General features: G+C 63.2%; 20 protein-coding genes. 6 read left to right on the top strand and 14 right to left on the bottom strand.

Annotation, left to right across the window (positions count from 1 at the left end):
- Positions 1 to 33 precede the first annotated feature (33 nt).
- The 12 genes from BM300_RS08530 to BM300_RS30080 all read right to left on the bottom strand — a co-directional run bounded on the left by BM300_RS08530 (position 34) and on the right by BM300_RS30080 (position 9,346).
- The gene (locus BM300_RS08530; RefSeq protein WP_092462526.1) at positions 34 to 1,530 is read right to left on the bottom strand and encodes a nitrite reductase; all 1,497 of its coding nucleotides are present in this window, start codon (positions 1,528 to 1,530) and stop codon (positions 34 to 36) included.
- Complete coding sequence (gene cobA / locus BM300_RS08525) at positions 1,527 to 2,369, bottom strand: uroporphyrinogen-III C-methyltransferase (RefSeq protein WP_092462524.1); 843 nt, start codon at positions 2,367 to 2,369, stop codon at positions 1,527 to 1,529. Before cobA ends, BM300_RS08530 begins: the two co-directional genes overlap by 4 nt.
- Positions 2,370 to 2,409: 40 nt before the next feature.
- A complete protein-coding gene (gene nirJ, locus BM300_RS08520; protein ID WP_092462522.1) occupies positions 2,410 to 3,588 on the bottom strand; it encodes a heme d1 biosynthesis radical SAM protein NirJ in 1,179 nt (392 codons plus the stop codon).
- A gap of 28 nt (positions 3,589 to 3,616) precedes the next feature.
- Positions 3,617 to 4,153, bottom strand: coding sequence for a siroheme decarboxylase subunit beta (locus tag BM300_RS08515; RefSeq protein WP_092462519.1), 537 nt, complete (start codon positions 4,151 to 4,153; stop codon positions 3,617 to 3,619).
- A complete protein-coding gene (locus BM300_RS08510; protein ID WP_092145786.1) occupies positions 4,128 to 4,571 on the bottom strand; it encodes an Lrp/AsnC family transcriptional regulator in 444 nt (147 codons plus the stop codon). The genes BM300_RS08515 and BM300_RS08510 overlap by 26 nt, the downstream gene beginning before the upstream one ends.
- Entirely contained in the window at positions 4,564 to 5,076 is a 513-nt protein-coding gene (locus BM300_RS08505) for a siroheme decarboxylase subunit beta (protein WP_092462518.1), read from the bottom strand. The genes BM300_RS08510 and BM300_RS08505 overlap by 8 nt, the downstream gene beginning before the upstream one ends.
- Complete coding sequence (locus BM300_RS08500) at positions 5,073 to 5,531, bottom strand: Lrp/AsnC family transcriptional regulator (protein ID WP_063320832.1); 459 nt, start codon at positions 5,529 to 5,531, stop codon at positions 5,073 to 5,075. The genes BM300_RS08505 and BM300_RS08500 overlap by 4 nt, the downstream gene beginning before the upstream one ends.
- Before the next feature lie 2 nt (positions 5,532 to 5,533).
- Positions 5,534 to 6,712, bottom strand: a complete 1,179-nt coding sequence (locus BM300_RS08495) for a cytochrome D1 domain-containing protein (protein WP_092462516.1) — start codon at positions 6,710 to 6,712, stop codon at positions 5,534 to 5,536.
- Positions 6,709 to 7,038: a c-type cytochrome gene (locus BM300_RS08490; RefSeq protein ID WP_092145782.1), complete on the bottom strand. Its 330-nt coding sequence runs from the start codon at positions 7,036 to 7,038 to the stop codon at positions 6,709 to 6,711. The genes BM300_RS08495 and BM300_RS08490 overlap by 4 nt, the downstream gene beginning before the upstream one ends.
- Positions 7,039 to 7,133: 95 nt before the next feature.
- A complete protein-coding gene (locus tag BM300_RS08485; protein WP_063320835.1) occupies positions 7,134 to 7,442 on the bottom strand; it encodes a c-type cytochrome in 309 nt (102 codons plus the stop codon).
- Between the two features lie 24 nt (positions 7,443 to 7,466).
- On the bottom strand, positions 7,467 to 9,146 hold the full coding sequence (locus tag BM300_RS08480; protein WP_092462514.1) for a cytochrome D1 domain-containing protein: 1,680 nt from the start codon (positions 9,144 to 9,146) through the stop codon (positions 7,467 to 7,469).
- 11 nt (positions 9,147 to 9,157) lie between these two features.
- Positions 9,158 to 9,346 (bottom strand): hypothetical protein, encoded by a 189-nt coding sequence (locus BM300_RS30080; protein ID WP_139197715.1) that lies wholly within the window; start codon positions 9,344 to 9,346, stop codon positions 9,158 to 9,160.
- 67 nt (positions 9,347 to 9,413) lie between these two features.
- On the opposite strand from BM300_RS30080, the gene BM300_RS08475 reads away from it, so the two are divergent.
- The 6 genes from BM300_RS08475 (at position 9,414) to BM300_RS08450 (ending at position 15,128) form a co-directional block, all read left to right on the top strand.
- On the top strand, positions 9,414 to 10,148 hold the full coding sequence (locus tag BM300_RS08475) for a CbbQ/NirQ/NorQ/GpvN family protein (protein ID WP_371856181.1): 735 nt from the start codon (positions 9,414 to 9,416) through the stop codon (positions 10,146 to 10,148).
- Complete coding sequence (locus tag BM300_RS08470) at positions 10,132 to 10,716, top strand: cytochrome c oxidase subunit 3 family protein (RefSeq protein WP_092462512.1); 585 nt, start codon at positions 10,132 to 10,134, stop codon at positions 10,714 to 10,716. The genes BM300_RS08475 and BM300_RS08470 overlap by 17 nt, the downstream gene beginning before the upstream one ends.
- Before the next feature lie 12 nt (positions 10,717 to 10,728).
- Entirely contained in the window at positions 10,729 to 10,986 is a 258-nt protein-coding gene (locus tag BM300_RS08465) for a cytochrome C oxidase subunit IV family protein (protein ID WP_063320838.1), read from the top strand.
- 250 nt (positions 10,987 to 11,236) lie between these two features.
- Complete coding sequence (locus BM300_RS08460) at positions 11,237 to 11,677, top strand: c-type cytochrome (protein WP_003202495.1); 441 nt, start codon at positions 11,237 to 11,239, stop codon at positions 11,675 to 11,677.
- A gap of 3 nt (positions 11,678 to 11,680) precedes the next feature.
- A complete protein-coding gene (locus BM300_RS08455) occupies positions 11,681 to 13,108 on the top strand; it encodes a cbb3-type cytochrome c oxidase subunit I (protein WP_092145776.1) in 1,428 nt (475 codons plus the stop codon).
- Between the two features lie 181 nt (positions 13,109 to 13,289).
- A complete protein-coding gene (locus BM300_RS08450) occupies positions 13,290 to 15,128 on the top strand; it encodes a nitric oxide reductase activation protein NorD (protein ID WP_092145774.1) in 1,839 nt (612 codons plus the stop codon).
- A gap of 4 nt (positions 15,129 to 15,132) precedes the next feature.
- Here the strand turns inward: BM300_RS08450 and BM300_RS08445 are convergent, their stop codons facing one another.
- On the bottom strand, positions 15,133 to 15,333 hold the full coding sequence (locus BM300_RS08445) for a protein DnrP (RefSeq protein ID WP_072347903.1): 201 nt from the start codon (positions 15,331 to 15,333) through the stop codon (positions 15,133 to 15,135).
- Positions 15,330 to 16,013, bottom strand: a complete 684-nt coding sequence (locus BM300_RS08440) for a Crp/Fnr family transcriptional regulator (protein ID WP_003202487.1) — start codon at positions 16,011 to 16,013, stop codon at positions 15,330 to 15,332. Before BM300_RS08440 ends, BM300_RS08445 begins: the two co-directional genes overlap by 4 nt.
- Positions 16,014 to 16,329 lie beyond the last annotated feature (316 nt).

The raw sequence follows: 16,329 nt of genomic DNA, 5'->3' as shown, positions 1-16,329 counted from the left end.
TGCTCCTGGGGGCTGCGCATCAGCCCCCTTTTTTCAGTGTGACGTCCCCTCGGCGAACTCGATCTTGTTGCCGACGTTGTACTTGCCCGACGGCTTGTTCATGGGCAGGCGCTTGATTTCCTCGAGGGTGTTGCTGTCGTAGACAATCAGCGCGCCATCGGTATCCCAAATGCTCAGCAGCAGGTAGCGGCCGTCGCGAGTGAACTCGACGTGGGCGGCGGTTTTGCCGGGCATGGGCCGTAGGGTGTGGGCGATTTCCAGGGTCTGTTTGTCGATCAGGTGGATGGCATCGTTGTCCGGGCCGAAGAACACGTCGGTCCAGGCGTAGCGGGAATTGGCATGGCTGCGCAGGAAGAAACCCGGCCCCAGGGTGGGGATCTGCTTGATGACTTTCCAGGTGTCGAAGTCGATCACCGAGATCAGCCCCTTGCTGATGTTGGGCGTGGCGAACACCCAGTGTCCATCGCGTTTCCAATAGGTCCCCGAGCCCAGGTGCGGCATGCCCGGCAGCGCGATATCGGTGACAATCCGCCCCGTGTCGAGGTCGATCACCTGGCCGCCCTGGGCCTTGCGCGAGGTGGCGAGCAATTGCCGGTAATCGGGCGAGAAGGAAAAATCATCGAGGTAATCCTCGGCTTCGATACGCCTGGGCACAAAGTCCGGATTCGGGCCGGTGGACAGTTCCCAGACCTCTTTCACATCTTTCAAGGCGACGATGAAGCTGTTGCGCGGCGGCGCGGTATAGACCGCGCTGACCCGCGACGCCTGGCCGTCCAGCCCCACCGTTGCAACGGTCTTGACCAGTGACAGGTCGCGGGCATCCAGCACCACCAGGTTGCCGGGCAGGGTGTTGCCCACCAGCACCCAGCGCCCGTCCTTGCTCACCGCCAGGTTGCGGGTATTGAGCCCGGCTCGCACCTCGGCGATGAGCGTGAGGTTGTGCAGGTCATACAGGCTGATCCAGCCGTCCCGGGAGGCGAAATAGACGAAGCGTCCGTCCGGCGAAAACTTCGGTCCGCCATGCACCGCGAAATGTGAGGCGAAGCGCGCCAGGACCTCGAAACGATCCCCGTCGACGATATCGACGTGATGATCGCCAGCTTCCACCACCACGAACAGGTTCAGCGGATCGGCGTGGTGCTGGGGTTTGTCGGGCAAGGTCGCGACATCCGCCAGCAGGCGATGGCTGCGGCGAGTATCGTCCTCGCTCCAGGTCGGTTCGACGGCCGGTGGACGTTGGAGATAGTGGGTCAGGCCATCGATCTGCGCGGGCTCCAGCACCGCGCCGAATGCCGCCATCTGGCTGGCCGGGCGTCCATGCTCGATCACCTGGCGGATTTCGTCGGGCTTGATCCGACTCAGGCTCTGAGGCAACAGCGCCGGCCCGGCGCCGCCGATGCGATTGACCCCGTGGCACTGCTGGCAGTGTTGCTGGTAGTTCTGTTCGGCCAACGCCAGGTCCGGGTCAGGCGCCGTGGCGCCGTGGACGGCACCGATCCACAGTAATGGGGCAAGCCAGCCGATCCTCATGAGGCCACCCTCGCGATAGTTGGCTGGAGCGGTAGGGCCGGGTGCAGGCGGGCCGGATGCTCCAATACCTGATGGGCAAACAAACCGACCACCTTGCCGATCACCGTCAAGGTCGGCAGGCCTTCGGCGCATGCCAGCGCCATCTCCGGCAATTGCTGGAGGGTGCCGCGCAAGACCTGCTGGTCGGGGCGTGTGCCGTTGCTGATCAAGGCCGCCGGCGTATCAGCCGCCAGGCCCGCCGCGATCAGTTGTGCGGCGATGGTGCCGAGGTTTGACAGACCCATGTAGAACACCAGGGTCTGGCTGTCATCCGCCAGGCTTTGCCAGGGCAGGTTCAAGTCACCTTCGCGTTGCAAATGACCGGTGATGAAGCGACAGGAATTGACCAGGTCGCGATGGGTCAGGGGAATGCCGGCATAGGTGCTGCAACCGGCCGCGGCGGTGATGCCAGGCACGACTTGGCAATCGATACCGCGGGCCAGCAGATACTCCAGTTCCTCGGCGCCGCGACCGAAGATGAACGGATCACCGCCCTTGAGGCGCACCACCCGCTGTCCCTGGTCGGCCAGGTCGGCCAGCAGTTCGTTGATCTGTGGCTGGGGCAGGCTGTGGCAACCGGCGGCCTTGCCGACGTAGTGGCGGGCGCAGGTCAGGGGGATCAGGCCGAGCAATTGCGAGCTGATCAAGCGGTCGTAGACCACCGCGTCGGCCTGCATCAACAGGCTCCAGGCGCGCAATGTCAGCAGGCCCGGGTCACCGGGGCCGGCGCCGACCAGGGCGACTTCACCCGGTCTGAAGGACGATTGCAGGGCAGCGGGCAAAACGATGGAGGCAGGCATGGGACTTCCTTGGTTCGGTATCGGGTTCGCCGTCGGTTGATCAGGCGCAGGGCATCGCAACGCTGGGGATCGCATGCAAGCCGATTTCTTCGTCGCTGAGGTGGCAGCCAGGGTCTTGGCCCCATAGGTCACCGTCGGCCCAGGCCCGGGTGCGGGTATTGCCGTTGCAGATCGCCAGCCAGCGGCATTGTCCGCAGCGACCGCCAACGGCCCGTGGGTGTTCGCGTAGCTTCAGCAGCAGGGCATCGGGGCGATTGAGCCAGAGCGTCTTGAATGGTGTCTGGCGGACATTGCCCACCGAGTGCTGCCACCAGTACGTGTCGGGATGAACCTCGCCGGTATTGTCGATGTTGGCGATGCCGCTACCCGACGCGTTGCCGCCCCAGGCTCGCAGCATCTGCTCGAGTGCGGCGTAGTGTTGGGGCAGACGCCGGGCGACCCATTGCAGCAGCAGGATTGCGTCGGCGTCGTTGTTGCCGCTGACGAAGTCACTGTCGCGGCCTTGTTCGATGTCGCGCCAGGCCCGTTCGAAGATCAAGGTCATGGCCTCGCGGCTCATCTGTTGCTGGGCATCGAGCTTGCGACTGCGCTTGCCCCGGCCGCTGTAGTTGAGGTGCGACAGGTAGAATTTCTGTACGTCGTACTCATTCATCAAATCCAGCAAGCGCGGCAACTGGGCATGGTTTTGCTGGGTGAGGGTGGTGCGCAACCCGACCCGGATGCCTTGCTCGCGGCAAAGCCGGATGGCCGCCATGGAGCTGGCGAAACTGCCCTTGAGCTGACGGAATTCATCGTGGGTCGCTTCCAGTCCGTCGATGCTGATGCCCACGTAATCAAAGTTCGCCGCGGCAATCTGTTCGATATTGGAAGCGTCGATCAGCGTGCCGTTGGTGGACAAGGCGAGGAAAAAACCTTTGTCGCGGGCATAAGTGCTGAGCTGGAACAGGTCCTCGCGCAACAGCGGCTCGCCGCCGGAGAGGATCAACACCCGCACGCCGGCCTCGTGCAGGTCGTCAATGACCTGGAGCGCCGCCGGGGTGTCCAGTTCATCGCGAAACACGCTATCGGCCGACGTTGCATAACAGTGCTTGCAGGTCAGGTTGCAGCGCCTGAGCAGGTTCCAGATCACCACCGGCGGGCGACTGCTGCCCGGTGGCGCGACGCGTGGAGCGGGGCAATGCCCGGCCAGGGCTCGCAGGTAATGGCTGATCCTCAACATAAGGCGCTCCTTCAGTCGGCGTGCGGGTTCAGCGCGAGGCGGGTGACAGGCGCAGGCCGGTTTTTTTCAGGATGCGGCTGCTCACCAGCATGTCGTCGGCGGCGCAGGCGTCCCCCAGCAGGTAGCGCAGGTGTTCGCGGTAGCTGTCGATTTCTTCGCGGCTGCGGCCATGGACCATGGCGAACAGGTTGTAGCGCCAGCCGGGCTGGCGCGGGCGCCGGTAGCAGTGGCTGACGAAGGGCTGCGCCCCCAGCAGGGCGCCGAGACGCGAGATGTCGGCATCGGCCACGTCCCAGACCGTCATGCCGTTGTGGCGATAGCCCAGGCGATAGTGATTGGGCACGGCGGCAATGCGGCGGATCGCACCGTCGGCCTGCAGGCGCTTGAGCAGGTCGAGGGTGGATTCCACGCTCAGTTCCAGTTGCTCGGCCAGCCAGGCCCAAGGGTCTTCGAGCAAGGGCAGGCCGGCCTGGGTCAGTTCCACCAGGCGCAGCGCCAAGGGTGTTTCATCCAGCCGTGGCGGCGCTTGCCACAAAGACTCAGACGGGGAAATACAGGCCGACATGGTAGGTCTCCTCTTTGGGCAGGTTCAGCGGCACCAGGCCGGTCAGGTGTTCGATGTGCAGCAGGGTGTCGTTGATCGCCTGTTCGCTGGGGCAGGCGAGCACGAACCACATGTTCCAGGTGTGCTCGCGGCGGTAGTTGTGGGCGACCTCGGGCATGTCCGCGAGCAGCTCGGCGATGGCCTCGAAACGCGGCTCGGGCACCGCCAGCGCCGCCAGGGTGAACGCACCGCCCAGGCGATCGATATCGAACATCGGGCCGAAGCGGGTGAGTACACCGTCGTTGAGCAACTCATGCAGGCGATCGAGCAATTCGCTACTGCTGCTGTCCAGCTCTTGGGCCAGGGCCTGCCAAGGGTGGCGCACCAAAGGCAGGCCCAGTTGCAGGCGATTGATCAGGCGGCGGTCCAGGTCATCCATCGATATGGGCTCCGACCGGGGCGGCGTAACGTGCGCCGCATTGCTTGAACAGGTGCGTGCTGAACAGCAACTGGTGGGGCAAGTCGTCCAGCCGATGTTCTTCAAGCAGCGCCTGGATCTGGGCCTCGACACGGTCGCGCTGGCGACCATGGATCATGCAGAACAGGTTGTACTGCCACTGGGGCAGGCGCCTGGGGCGTTGGTAGCAAAGGCTGATGCCGGGCGCTTGCCCGAGGCGACGCCCGACTTCATCGACCAAGGCGTCCGGCACGTCCAGCACTAGCATGGCGTTGGCGGCAAACCCCAAGGCGCGATGGTTGACCACCAGGCCGACACGGCGGAACAGCCCCTGTTCATGCCAGTGCTGCACCTGTTCGAGCACCTGTTGCTCGCTGGCCTCGATCTGCTCGGCCAGGGCCTGGAAGGGGCGCGATGTCAGGGGCAGGCCGGTTTCCAGCAAACGGCGCAGTGCCAGTGACTGTTGTTCGTTCAGGGCGTTTTTCATGGGGTGGCCTCCAGGGCAAAGCCCAGGTCGATGCGATAGGCGGTCAGCATGGGCAGGTCCAGTGGCGTGAGACCGGTGTCGTTCTCCAGTTCCTGGAGGATGTTTTCCAGGTGGGCGCGGTTGGGGCCGGTCAGCACGAACCAGAGGTTGTAGCGATGTTCGCGGGCATAGTTGTGATTGACTTCCGGGTATTGGCTGATGCGTGCCGCCACCTGGTGCAAGCGCTCTTCGGGTACGGCCAGAGCGGCCAGGGTGCTGGCCCCGGCCCGGGTGTGTTCGAACACCGGGCCGACCCGCGACAAGGTCCCGGCCACTTGCAGGTGTTGCAGGCAGTCGATGACCTGGGCTTCGCTGCAGCCCAAGGTCTGGGCCATGGCCCGATAGGGCTCGGCGCACAACGGCAGGCCATGCTGGAATTGATCGATCAGGCGTCGGGCCAGTGAGCTGGAGGTCATGGTCAGTACCCCGGCTTGTGCGCGCGGCTGCTGAAGAAAATGCCGCTGGGGCTGAGGGCCGGCAGGCTGCTCAGACGCTCGAGCCGATACGGGTTCCAGACCTGGACCTCGCCACCGTCCCGGGCAGACAACCACAACTGGTCACCCCGCGCGGTGAACTCCATGTGCAGCACCGCCGGGCCTGGCCGCAGATCCGCGACGATGGCGTGGGTCTGGGTGTCGATGACCTGGACGCGGTCGTTGTCCGGGTAGGCGAAGTTGACCCACAGCTGCCGACCGTCCGGACGCGCCGTGACGAACACTGGTTGACCGGCCACGGCGATGGCGTCGGTCTGTTGCCAATCCTGGGCGTTCATCACCAACACCTGGTGATGCCCGACCGCAGGCACGAAAGCTTGCTGGTCGGCCATGGCCCAGCCTTCCAGATGCGGCATCTTGTACACCGGGAGCCGCTCCTGGCCGCGACCGTAATGCCCCAGTACCCGTTTCACCCCAAGCTCCGGGTGCCAGAGATCGAGTTGGGCCATGCCGTCTTCACCGAACAGCCCGGCCATGTAATAACGCCCGTCCGGGGTGATCAGGGCATCGTAGGGTTGCTGGCCGATAGCGGTGAAACGTTCGATGCGCGGGGTGAGGCCTTGGCTGAAGTCGGCGGTCCAGATCTCACCCGTGTCGAACAGGCTGAACACGAAGCGTTGCCCCGGCGCGTCCACCAAGCCGACCACCCGTGAGCGCTTTTGTCCGCCGGGCAATGGCGTGGCCGGGATGTCGGCGACCTGTTCCAGGGTCTGGGCATCGAATACCTTGACGCCGCCGGGCTCGTAGTTGGAGACGGCGATCAGCCTGCCGTCCTGGCTGATTGCACCGCCGATGCTGTTGCCGCCCTGGATGATGCGCCGCTCGATGCGCGCACTCAGCAGGTCGACTTTGCTCAGACCTCCATCGCGACCGAACACGTAGGCGTAGCGTTGGTCGCGGGAGAACACCACCGAGGCGTGGGACAAGTCGCCCAAGCCCCCGACGCGGCCCAGGGCGGTGCGGGTGCCGCTTTCAATGATTTGCAGGCTGCCGGTGGCGCGCTCCACCACCACGCCCAAATCGCCGGTGCCGCGAAGCGGTGTCTGGGCGCAACCGCAGAGCAGCAGGGCGATGGCGGAGGAGGAGAGGATAGAACGGATCATGAGGCGGGTTTTCCTTGAAGGAGCCGGTCCACCAGCCAGCGGATGTCGTCGGGTGCAAGCAACGGTGCCCAACCGGGCATGGCGCTGCCGGGCCGTCCGAGGGTGACGGTGGCGATGAGGCTGTCGCGGGATTTTCCGGCCAGGGCTTCGTGGGTGAGGGGTGGGCCGAGGCCGCCGGTCATGTACAGGCCGTGGCAGGCGCCACAATCCTGGTCCAGCAGGTGTTGCAGTTGGGCCTGGCGCTGGCTGTCGGGAGCGGCCAGCACGCAGGACGAAAGAACCAAGAGCAGGGCAGTCGCCAGGGTTGTAGCACTGTGTCGTTCCATGACGTCCTCCTGAATCAAAATCGTGCGCGGTCCTGTGGCGAGGGAGCTTGCTCCCTCGCCACAGGGTTTGTGTCAGACAGGTCTCCCTGCCGGGTTTATTTAAGGGTCAGGACCCACGCCGCCAGGATCTTGGCTTCCTCTTCCGTCACGGGGTTGGCCGGCATTGGCATCGGTCCCCAGTTGCCTTGCGTACCTTCCTTGATGTGCTTGGCGAGCAGATCCTGTGCTCCGGCGACGCCGGCGTTTTTCGCCGCGACGTCCTTGAGCGCCGGGCCCACCACCTTGGTGTCAATGGAGTGGCAGGCCGCGCAGGGCTTGCTCTTGAACAGCGTCGGGCCGTCTTGCGCCAATGCCGGCAGGCTGTAGGCGGCAGTCAAGGCCAGGGCAATCAGAATAGGCTTCATGGTTTTTCCTCTTATTGATGGGGCTCAATAGATGTCGTGTTGGGTGTTGTAGACGTTGAATTTCCCCGTCGGGGTGATCAGGCGTTTGTCCTTGATCACGTTCTTGACCTTGAGGGTCTTGTCGTCGATCACCACCAGGGCCGACTCGTCTTCCTGACCACTCCAGACCGAGAACCAGACCTCGTCGCCGGCCTTGTTGTATTCCGGTTGCACCACACGCAGCGCGCCTTTCTTGATACCGGCGTACTCGGCAATCGGCAGCACGGTGTAGCCGGCGTCGAGCTTGTCGATGTTGAACACCGCTACCGACTGGCTGAGCTTGGCGTCGGGGCTGAGGGTGGTGTCGACATACAGATGACGAGACGCGGGGTGAGTCTTGATGAACAGCGAACCGCCACCCTGGCCCTGGAGCGAACCGACCTGTTTCCAGGCGTATTGCGGGTGATTGACCGGGTCGGTGCCGATCAGCGAAACGCCGGCATCGCCCAAGTGGCTGGTGGCCCAGACCGGTCCGTAGAGGGGGTGGTTGAAGTTGGCGCCGCGGCCCGGGTGCGGGGTCTTGCCAACGTCCACCAGGGCGGTGAGCTTGCGTTCCTTGGAGTCGATCACCGCGACCTTGTTGGAGTTGTTGGCGGCCGTCATGAAGTAGCGATGGCTGCTGTCCCAACCGCCGTCATGCAGGAACGGTGCGGCGTCGATGCTGGTGATGGTGAGGTTCTTGATGTCCTGGTAATTGACCAGCATCACCTTGCCGGTTTCCTTGACGTTGACGATGAACTCCGGCCACTCGTGGGAGGCGATGATGGCCGCGACCCGAGGCTCGGGATGGTACTGCTGGGTGTCGACGGTCATGCCGCGGGTCGAGACGATCTGCTTGGGCTCCAGGGTCTCGCCGTCCATGATGGTGAACTGCGGCGGCCAGTACGAGCCGGCGATGGTGTACTTGTCTTCGTAGCCCTTGAACTTGGAAGTTTCCACCGAGCGGGCCTCGATGCCCACCTTGATTTCCGCGACCTTGGTCGGCTCTTTCGGCCACAGGTCGATCATGTCGATCTTGGCATCCCGGCCGATCACCAACAGGTAGCGACCCGACGCCGAGATGCGCGAGATGTGCACCGCATAACCGGTGTCGATCAGCTTGACGATCTTCTTGCTGTCGCCGTCGATCAGGGCAATCTTGCCGTCGTCGCGCAGGGTCACCGAGAACAGGTTCTGCAGGTTGAGCGTACTGATCTGTTTGGTCGGCCGGTCTTCGGGCTTGACCAACACTTTCCAGGTCTTGCGGGTTTCCGCCATGCCCCATTCCGGTGGCGTCGGCGGGGTGTGCTGGATGAACTTGGCCATCACCGTGATCTGGTCTTTGGTCAGGGCATTGGAGGTGCCCCAGTTCGGCATGCCGGCGGCCGAACCGTAGGTGATCAGCGCCTCCAGGTAGGCTTGGCCGCGCGATTGGGTGATGTCGGGTGTCAGCGGCTTGCCGGTGGCGCCTTTGCGAAGCACACCGTGGCAACCGGCGCAGCGCTGGAAGTAGATTTCCTTGGCCGTGTCGAAGTCGGCCTGGCTCAGGTCGGGCGCGCCTTCGGTCTTGACCACGCGGGGTTGCTCCGGCGCGGCGGGTTGGTCGGCGAAGGCGTGGGGGGCGGCCAGCGCTGTACACAGCGCCGTGACCCGCAGGGCCCACGATTTTTTGTGGCTGATCAGCATTCCATTTCTCCTCAGGCGTGACCCGCGCTGCGCTGTAATTGACGTTCGGCGCGCAGGTTCTTGGTGCGGTGCAAGGCTATGCCCAGGCCGGTGGTTAGCCGCTTGACGGCGATCAAGTTTGCCGGCCGCAGCCCTTGCCAGGTTGTCGCAGGGCACCGTAGCGTGGCCTGCAATCGTGTTGTCTGATCAGGTCTTGCCATGAACGCTATCCACACTTTGCAGCACCCCGACGAACCCTTTTATCAACCCCAGGACAACGAGCAGGCGATGTTCGAGCAGGCCTGGCATCACGGCATGCCGGTGCTGATCAAAGGCCCGACCGGCTGCGGCAAGACCCGTTTCGTCCAGCACATGGCCCACCGCCTGAAACTGCCGCTGTACACCGTGGCCTGCCACGATGACTTGAGCGCGGCCGACCTGGTGGGCCGTCATCTGATCGGCGCCCAGGGCACCTGGTGGCAGGACGGGCCCTTGACCCGGGCGGTGCGCGAGGGCGGTATCTGTTATCTGGATGAGGTGGTCGAAGCGCGCCAGGACACGGCCGTGGTGTTGCACCCGCTGGCCGATGATCGTCGGCAGCTGTACCTGGAACGCACCGGCGAAGTGCTGCAGGCGCCGCCGTCCTTCATGCTGGTGGTGTCGTACAACCCCGGTTACCAGAACCTGCTCAAGGGCATGAAGCCCAGCACTCGCCAGCGTTTCGTGGCGATGCGCTTTGGCTATCCGGCGGTGGCCGATGAAGAGCGTATCGTTGCCCGCGAGGCGGGCGTCGATCTGGCCCTGGCGGCTCAGGTGGTGCGATTGGGGCAGGCGCTGCGCCGGCTCGATCAGCATGACCTGGAGGAAGTTGCCTCGACGCGCCTGCTGATTTTCGCCGCGCGCATGATCGGCTCCGGCATGGACCCACGCCAGGCCTGCCTGGCGTGCCTGGCCGAGCCATTGAGTGACGACCCGCAGACCGTTGCAGCGTTGATGGATGTGGTCGATGTCCACTTTGGCTGAAACCGTTGCCGTGCCCCGACGTTTGCCCGGGGACCTGGCGATGTGGTTTTTCATCCTCGCCGAGTTGTCGGTGTTCGCGTTGTTGATCCTGACGTTCACCGGCGCCCAGGCGTTGTACCCACAGACTTTCAGCGAAGGCCGGCAATTGCTGGACCGCTCCACGGGCCTGGCGATGACCCTCAGCCTGCTGACGGCCGGGTTGTTCGCCGCCCTGGCCCAGGAGCAGGTCAGGCAGGACCGGCCACGTCGGGGGGCGTTGTTGCTGTGGGTGGCGTTGCTGCTTGCTTCGGGCTATGTGGGGATCAAGCTCACGGAGTACGCCCATCTGTTGGTGAACGGCCTGGGGATGGAGCACGACACCTTCTTCACTTTGTACTGGATCCTCACGGGGTTTCATTTCCTCCATGTGCTGCTGGGCATGGTGATCCTTGGCTGGCTGGCCGAGGGCTGCCGGCGCCGTCGCTATGGGGCGCAGCGCAACAGTGGGCTGGAATCCGGCGTGCTGTATTGGCACATGGTCGATCTGGTCTGGGTGCTGTTGTTCCCGGTGGTCTACATCCTTGATTGAGCGGAGGTGCTCATGTCGGCTTCCCGTGTCTTGATTGCTTGCTGGATGACGCTGGCCGTGCTGAGCACCGGTACCGTTGCCCTGGGCCAGATCGCGGCTGCCGGGCTGGTGTCCATCGCCATCTTGGTGGTCGCGGTGACCAAGGCCTGGCTGATCGCCGACGGCTTCATGGAACTGCGCCATGCACCGCGCCTGTGGCGCGGGTTGATATTGAGCTGGGCGGTGCTGTTGGCGGTGCTGATCGCCTCGACACTTCTGTCAGGCACATAACCCGTGGCGAGGGAGCTTGCTCCCGCTGGGCTGCGCAGCAGCCCTATTCCTAACAACCTCACTTTACCTGACACACCGTGCCGGCAGGTTTTGGGGCCGCTTCGCGACCCAGCGGGAGCAAGCTCCCTCGCCACGGGATCGGTGCTGCAGGAACAACCCACCAAAACCATCGGAGATTCTTGATCGCCATCAAGCGGTTTCCGACCCCTCGCTTCCTAGAATGAACACGCCAAGCAATGAGGAAGTGACCATGTCAGATACTTTCACCAAAGGCATGGCCAGGAATATTTATTTCGGGGGAAGCATCTTCTTTTTCCTGATATTCCTGGCCCTGACCTACCACACGGAACAGACCTTTCCAGAACGCAGCAACCAGGCGCAATTGACGGAATCGGTGATACGCGGCAAGGGCGTCTGGGAGCGCAATAACTGCATCGGCTGCCATACCCTGCTGGGCGAGGGCGCGTACTTTGCGCCGGAGCTGGGCAACGTGGTCAACCGTCGCGGTGGCGATGAAGCCTTCAAGCCGTTCCTGCAGGCCTGGATGAAAATGCAGCCGCTGAACGTTCCGGGGCGTCGGGCCATGCCGCAGTTCAACCTGAGCGAGCAGGAGGTCGACGACATCGCCGAGTTCCTCAAATGGAGCTCGAAAATCAATACCAATGGCTGGCCGCCAAACAAGGAGGGCTGAGAGATGAGCATGGCTAATCCGCATCTGAAATTCGCCTCGCAGGCCGTCGCCAAACCCTACTTCGTGTTTGCCCTGATGCTGTTCCTGGGGCAGGTGTTGTTCGGTTTGATCATGGGGCTGCAATACGTGGTCGGCGACTTCCTGTTCCCGCTGATCCCTTTCAACGTGGCCCGCATGGTCCACACCAACCTGCTGATCGTCTGGCTGCTGTTCGGCTTCATGGGCGCCGCCTATTACCTGATACCGGAGGAGGCCGACCGCGAACTGCATAGCCCGAAACTGGCGCTGTTGCTGTTCTGGGTGTTCGCCGCCGCTGGCGTGGCGACGATCCTGGGCTACCTCTCGGTGCCTTATGCAACGCTGGCGAAGTTCACCGGCAACGACTTGCTGCCGACCATGGGGCGCGAGTTCCTGGAGCAGCCGACCATCACCAAGATGGGCATCGTGGTGGTGTGCCTGGGGTTCCTCTACAACATCGGCATGACCCTGCTCAAAGGTCGCAAGACCACGGTCAGCATGGTGATGATGACCGGGCTGATCGGCCTGGCGGTGTTCTTCCTGTTCTCCTTTTACAACCCGGAAAACCTCGCTCGCGACAAGTTCTACTGGTGGTGGGTGGTGCATCTTTGGGTCGAAGGTGTCTGGGAACTGATCATGGGTTCGATGCTCGCTTTCGTCCTGATCAAGATCACCGGCGTGGACCGCGAAGTGGTCGAGAAATGGCTCTACGTGATTATCGCCATGGCACTGATCACCGGGATCATCGGCACCGGTCACCACTTCTTCTGGATCGGCGCACCCGAGGTCTGGCTGTGGGTGGGCTCGATCTTCTCGGCGATGGAACCGCTACCGTTCCTGGCCATGGTGGTCTTCGCCTTCAGCATGGTGAAAAACCGTCGTCGGCAACACCCGAACCGCGCCGCCACGTTGTGGGCCAAGGGCACCACGGTCACCGCGTTCTTCGGTGCGGGCGTCTGGGGTTTCCTGCACACCCTGGCACCGGTCAACTACTACACCCACGGTTCACAACTGACTGCGGCCCACGGTCACCTGGCCTTCTACGGCGCCTACGCAATGATCGTGATGACGCTGATTAGCTACGCCATGCCACGCTTGCGTGGGTTGGGTGAAGCAGCGGACGAACGTTCCCAGCGGTTGGAGATCTGGGGCTTCTGGTTGATGACCTTGTCGATGGTGATGATCACCTTGTTCCTCACCGCTGCCGGTGTGGTCCAGGTGTGGTTGCAACGCTGGATGGCGGATGGCAGTGCCTTGCCGTTCATGGCCACGATGGATCATTTGAAGCCGCTGTTCTGGGCACGACTGGTCAGCGGTATCGGGTTCCTGGCCGGGTTGCTCTGCTACCTGTTCAGCTTCCGTCAACGTGGCCGTGCGGCCCTGCGGGCACCAGCGGCGGTGGTGCCTTCGTGAGTCACCACAGCGACTGAGCCGGACTCATTTGTGGTGAGGGGATTTATCCCCGTTGGGGCGCGAAGCGGCCCCCTACATCCTGTCTGATACACCGCAGTAGCAGACATTTTGGGGCTGCTTCGCAGCCCAGCGGGGATAAATCCCCTCGCCACAATGGGTTCGGCTTAAGAGGAGAATAACCATGGCATTCACCCTGGAGTTGGAAGAATGGGTCGGCAGTGTCTGGCACCGTTTCATCACCCGTCGGGCCAGTGCTGATTTTCCTGAGGCCCGGGTCGAGCTGGTGCCCCGGCAACGCTCGTTGCAGGTGCTGTTTCGCGCCACTGGTGGTGCGCCTCACCTGGGGGTGGAAGCGGTCAGCGACCGCGACCTGTTGTTGCGTCGCAACCTGTTGCAGCAGATTGCCGGCACCTGCAAGCAAGTGCCCCTGGCCTGTTGCGATGGCGATAACCTGCGGCTGCCGGCGAGCCTGGCGACGTTCCCCGATGTCGGGCTCAACGAAGAGCTGTATCGCTGGCTCGCGTTGCTGGCCGCGCAGTCGGGGCCGATGAAGCACTGGGGACGGGACAATCAGCGCTGGACCCTGGCGGTGTTGAAGCGCTACCCGGCGCTGCGCCCTCGCTACCGGCGACTGGTGGAGGCGCACCTGTCCCTGCGCCCCGATCCGGCCACGCTCAACCCGGCCGAAGCCGCCTTGGAACGGGCGTTGTGCCAGGCCTTGCGCGAACCGGGCAGTGTCGAACATTTTCCACGCAGCGAGCGGGCGGCCTGGCCGTTGCCGCTGTGGCTCTACCCACCCCAACACCTGGCCAATCCCCAGGCCGCCAACCTTGAGGAGTCCGAGCAATACCTGGCGACGCCGCCCGGTGAACAGCAGGGCGGGCGCAAGCGCGCCGAGCGAATCGACGACACCACCCGTGACGGTGGGCTGCTGATCGTGCGTCTGGAAAACCTGTTCAGTTGGACCGAACACGTGGACCTGGATCGCTGGGCGGATGACAGCGAAGACCCGGACGCCGCTCGCGTCGCCGAGGACCTGGACCAGTTGACCTTGTCACGTACCCGCATACGCAAGGGCGGTGGTTTGAAACTGCACCTGGACCTGCCGCCGGCCGATGTGGATGACCTCCCGTTGGGCGCCGGTATCCTGTTGCCGGAATGGGATTACCGCAAGCAACGACTGCAGGACGACTTCGTCAGCCTGCAAACCTTTACCCCTCGCGATTGCCAGCCCCAGCCGTTGCCCGCACGCCTGCGAAGCTCGGCCCAGCGCTTGCGTCGCCAGTTCGAACACTTGCGCAACGATCGCCAATGGTTGCGCCAGCAAACCCAAGGCTCGGAACTGGACCTGCAAGCCTGGCTGGATTTCCACGTCGAACGCCAGCACGGGCAGTGCAGTGAACGCGGGCTGTTCATGGACCAGCGTCAGACGCGTCGCGACCTGGCCTGCCTGCTGTTGGCCGACCTGTCGATGTCTACCGATGCCCACCTCAACGACGAACACCGGGTGATCGACGTGATTCGCGACAGCCTGTTGCTGTTCGGCGAAACCCTGTCGGTGCTGGGGGACGATTTTGCCTTGTACGGGTTCTCTTCCTTGCGCCGCCAACAGGTGCGCATGCATGAACTCAAGGCCTTTGACCAGCGTTATGACGACCACACCCGGGGGCGGATCCAAGGGCTCAAGCCCGGTTACTACACGCGCATGGGCGCGGCGATTCGCCAGGCCACGCAACGGTTGGCGGGCTGCAAGCGGCGGCGCAAATTGTTGTTGCTGCTCAGTGACGGCAAGCCCAATGACCTGGACCTCTACGAAGGACGCTACGGTGTGGAAGACACTCGCCAGGCAGTGCTGGAAGCCCGGCGCCAAGGGCTGACGCCGTTCTGCATCACCATCGATCGCGAAGCGGGGGATTACCTGCCGTACATGTTCGGGGCCAACGGCTACACCTTGATTCGCCAGCCCGAGCAACTGCCGCTGCGTTTACCGCAGTTGTACCGGCAATTGACTCAGGATTGAGGACTCAGGCGATGCTGCGGGGCAGCCAGAAGAACATGCCGAAGCAGAAGATCGTCAAGCCGACACAGAACCAGGTGAAGCGTCGCAACCGACGCTCGCTGGCCTTTGCGGCCTCGACTGGCAGGGGCATGCCGCACTGGCGACATTCGGTCTCGTGTATCGGGTTGGCTTGTTGGCAATACAGGCAAGTGGGCTGCGCGCTCATTCGAATTGCTCCAGGCGCAGGCGATCGAGAATGGCGATCTGGCGACCGTCCTGGGTGATGATTTTTTCATCGATCAGGCGCCGGATGATCCGCGAGAAGGTTTCCGGCTGGATCGACAAGTGCCCGGCGATCAACTGCTTGGCCATCGGCAATTCGAACTGGCTGTCCACGGTTTGCAGGCGCACCAGTTGCGTCAGCAGGTAGCGCACCACGCGGTGAGTGGCGTTCTTCAGTGACAGGGTTTCAATCTCGTTGACCCGTTGGTGCAGGCGTACACAGAGCTTGCCGAGCAGGGCGAAGGTCAGCCGGCTGTTGCTTTGCAGCAGACGCATGTAGGTAGCGTTGGACAGCCGGTATACCTGGGTCGGGCCGACGGCTTCAGCGGACGCGACGTAGTTGGGGGTGTCCATCAGCATCATGGCTTCGGCGAAGGTCTGGCGCTCGCCGATCACCTCGAAGACCTTTTCCTGGCCATCCGGGGTCAGCCGGTAGATTTTCACGGCACCGGAAATCACGAAGTAAAACGCCTGCGCCGGCTCTCCCTGGCGGAACAGCGGATCGCCCCGGTCGATGTTCAGCAGTTGGCTGTTGCTCATCAATTCGTTGAGCTCTTCTTCGTTCAAAGGCTCGAACAGGTGATGGCTGCGCAGAATCTGGTGATGGACGCGGTGGAGCACCATGGCATGGAATCCTTGTAAGGGCGAAAGAGGTGGTCGGGGTCAGACCAGGCTCAGGGACAAGCCGCTGGCTAGCGCCACGACGCAGGAGAGCAAGACGAACCAGGTAAACGGCAGAACGACGGATTTCATGGATGACCCCGACAAGAAAGGTGATGCCGTGCCTGAGCAAGAGACGGGCCATGCCTGCCGGCGTTGATTCATGGGACGTTAGAGTCAGTGAGGGTAAAAATGACCCTGGCGCAATCGGGTTAAAACAACCACGAAAGGGTCATAAGTACCCCGTTAGGCTACAGTCCCTGTGGGAGCGAGCTTGCTC

This window comes from Pseudomonas sp. NFACC46-3 (genome assembly GCF_900114515.1).
GTDB lineage: Bacteria > Pseudomonadota > Gammaproteobacteria > Pseudomonadales > Pseudomonadaceae > Aquipseudomonas > Aquipseudomonas fluorescens_Q.
This window is presented reverse-complemented; position numbering and strand designations above follow the sequence as displayed.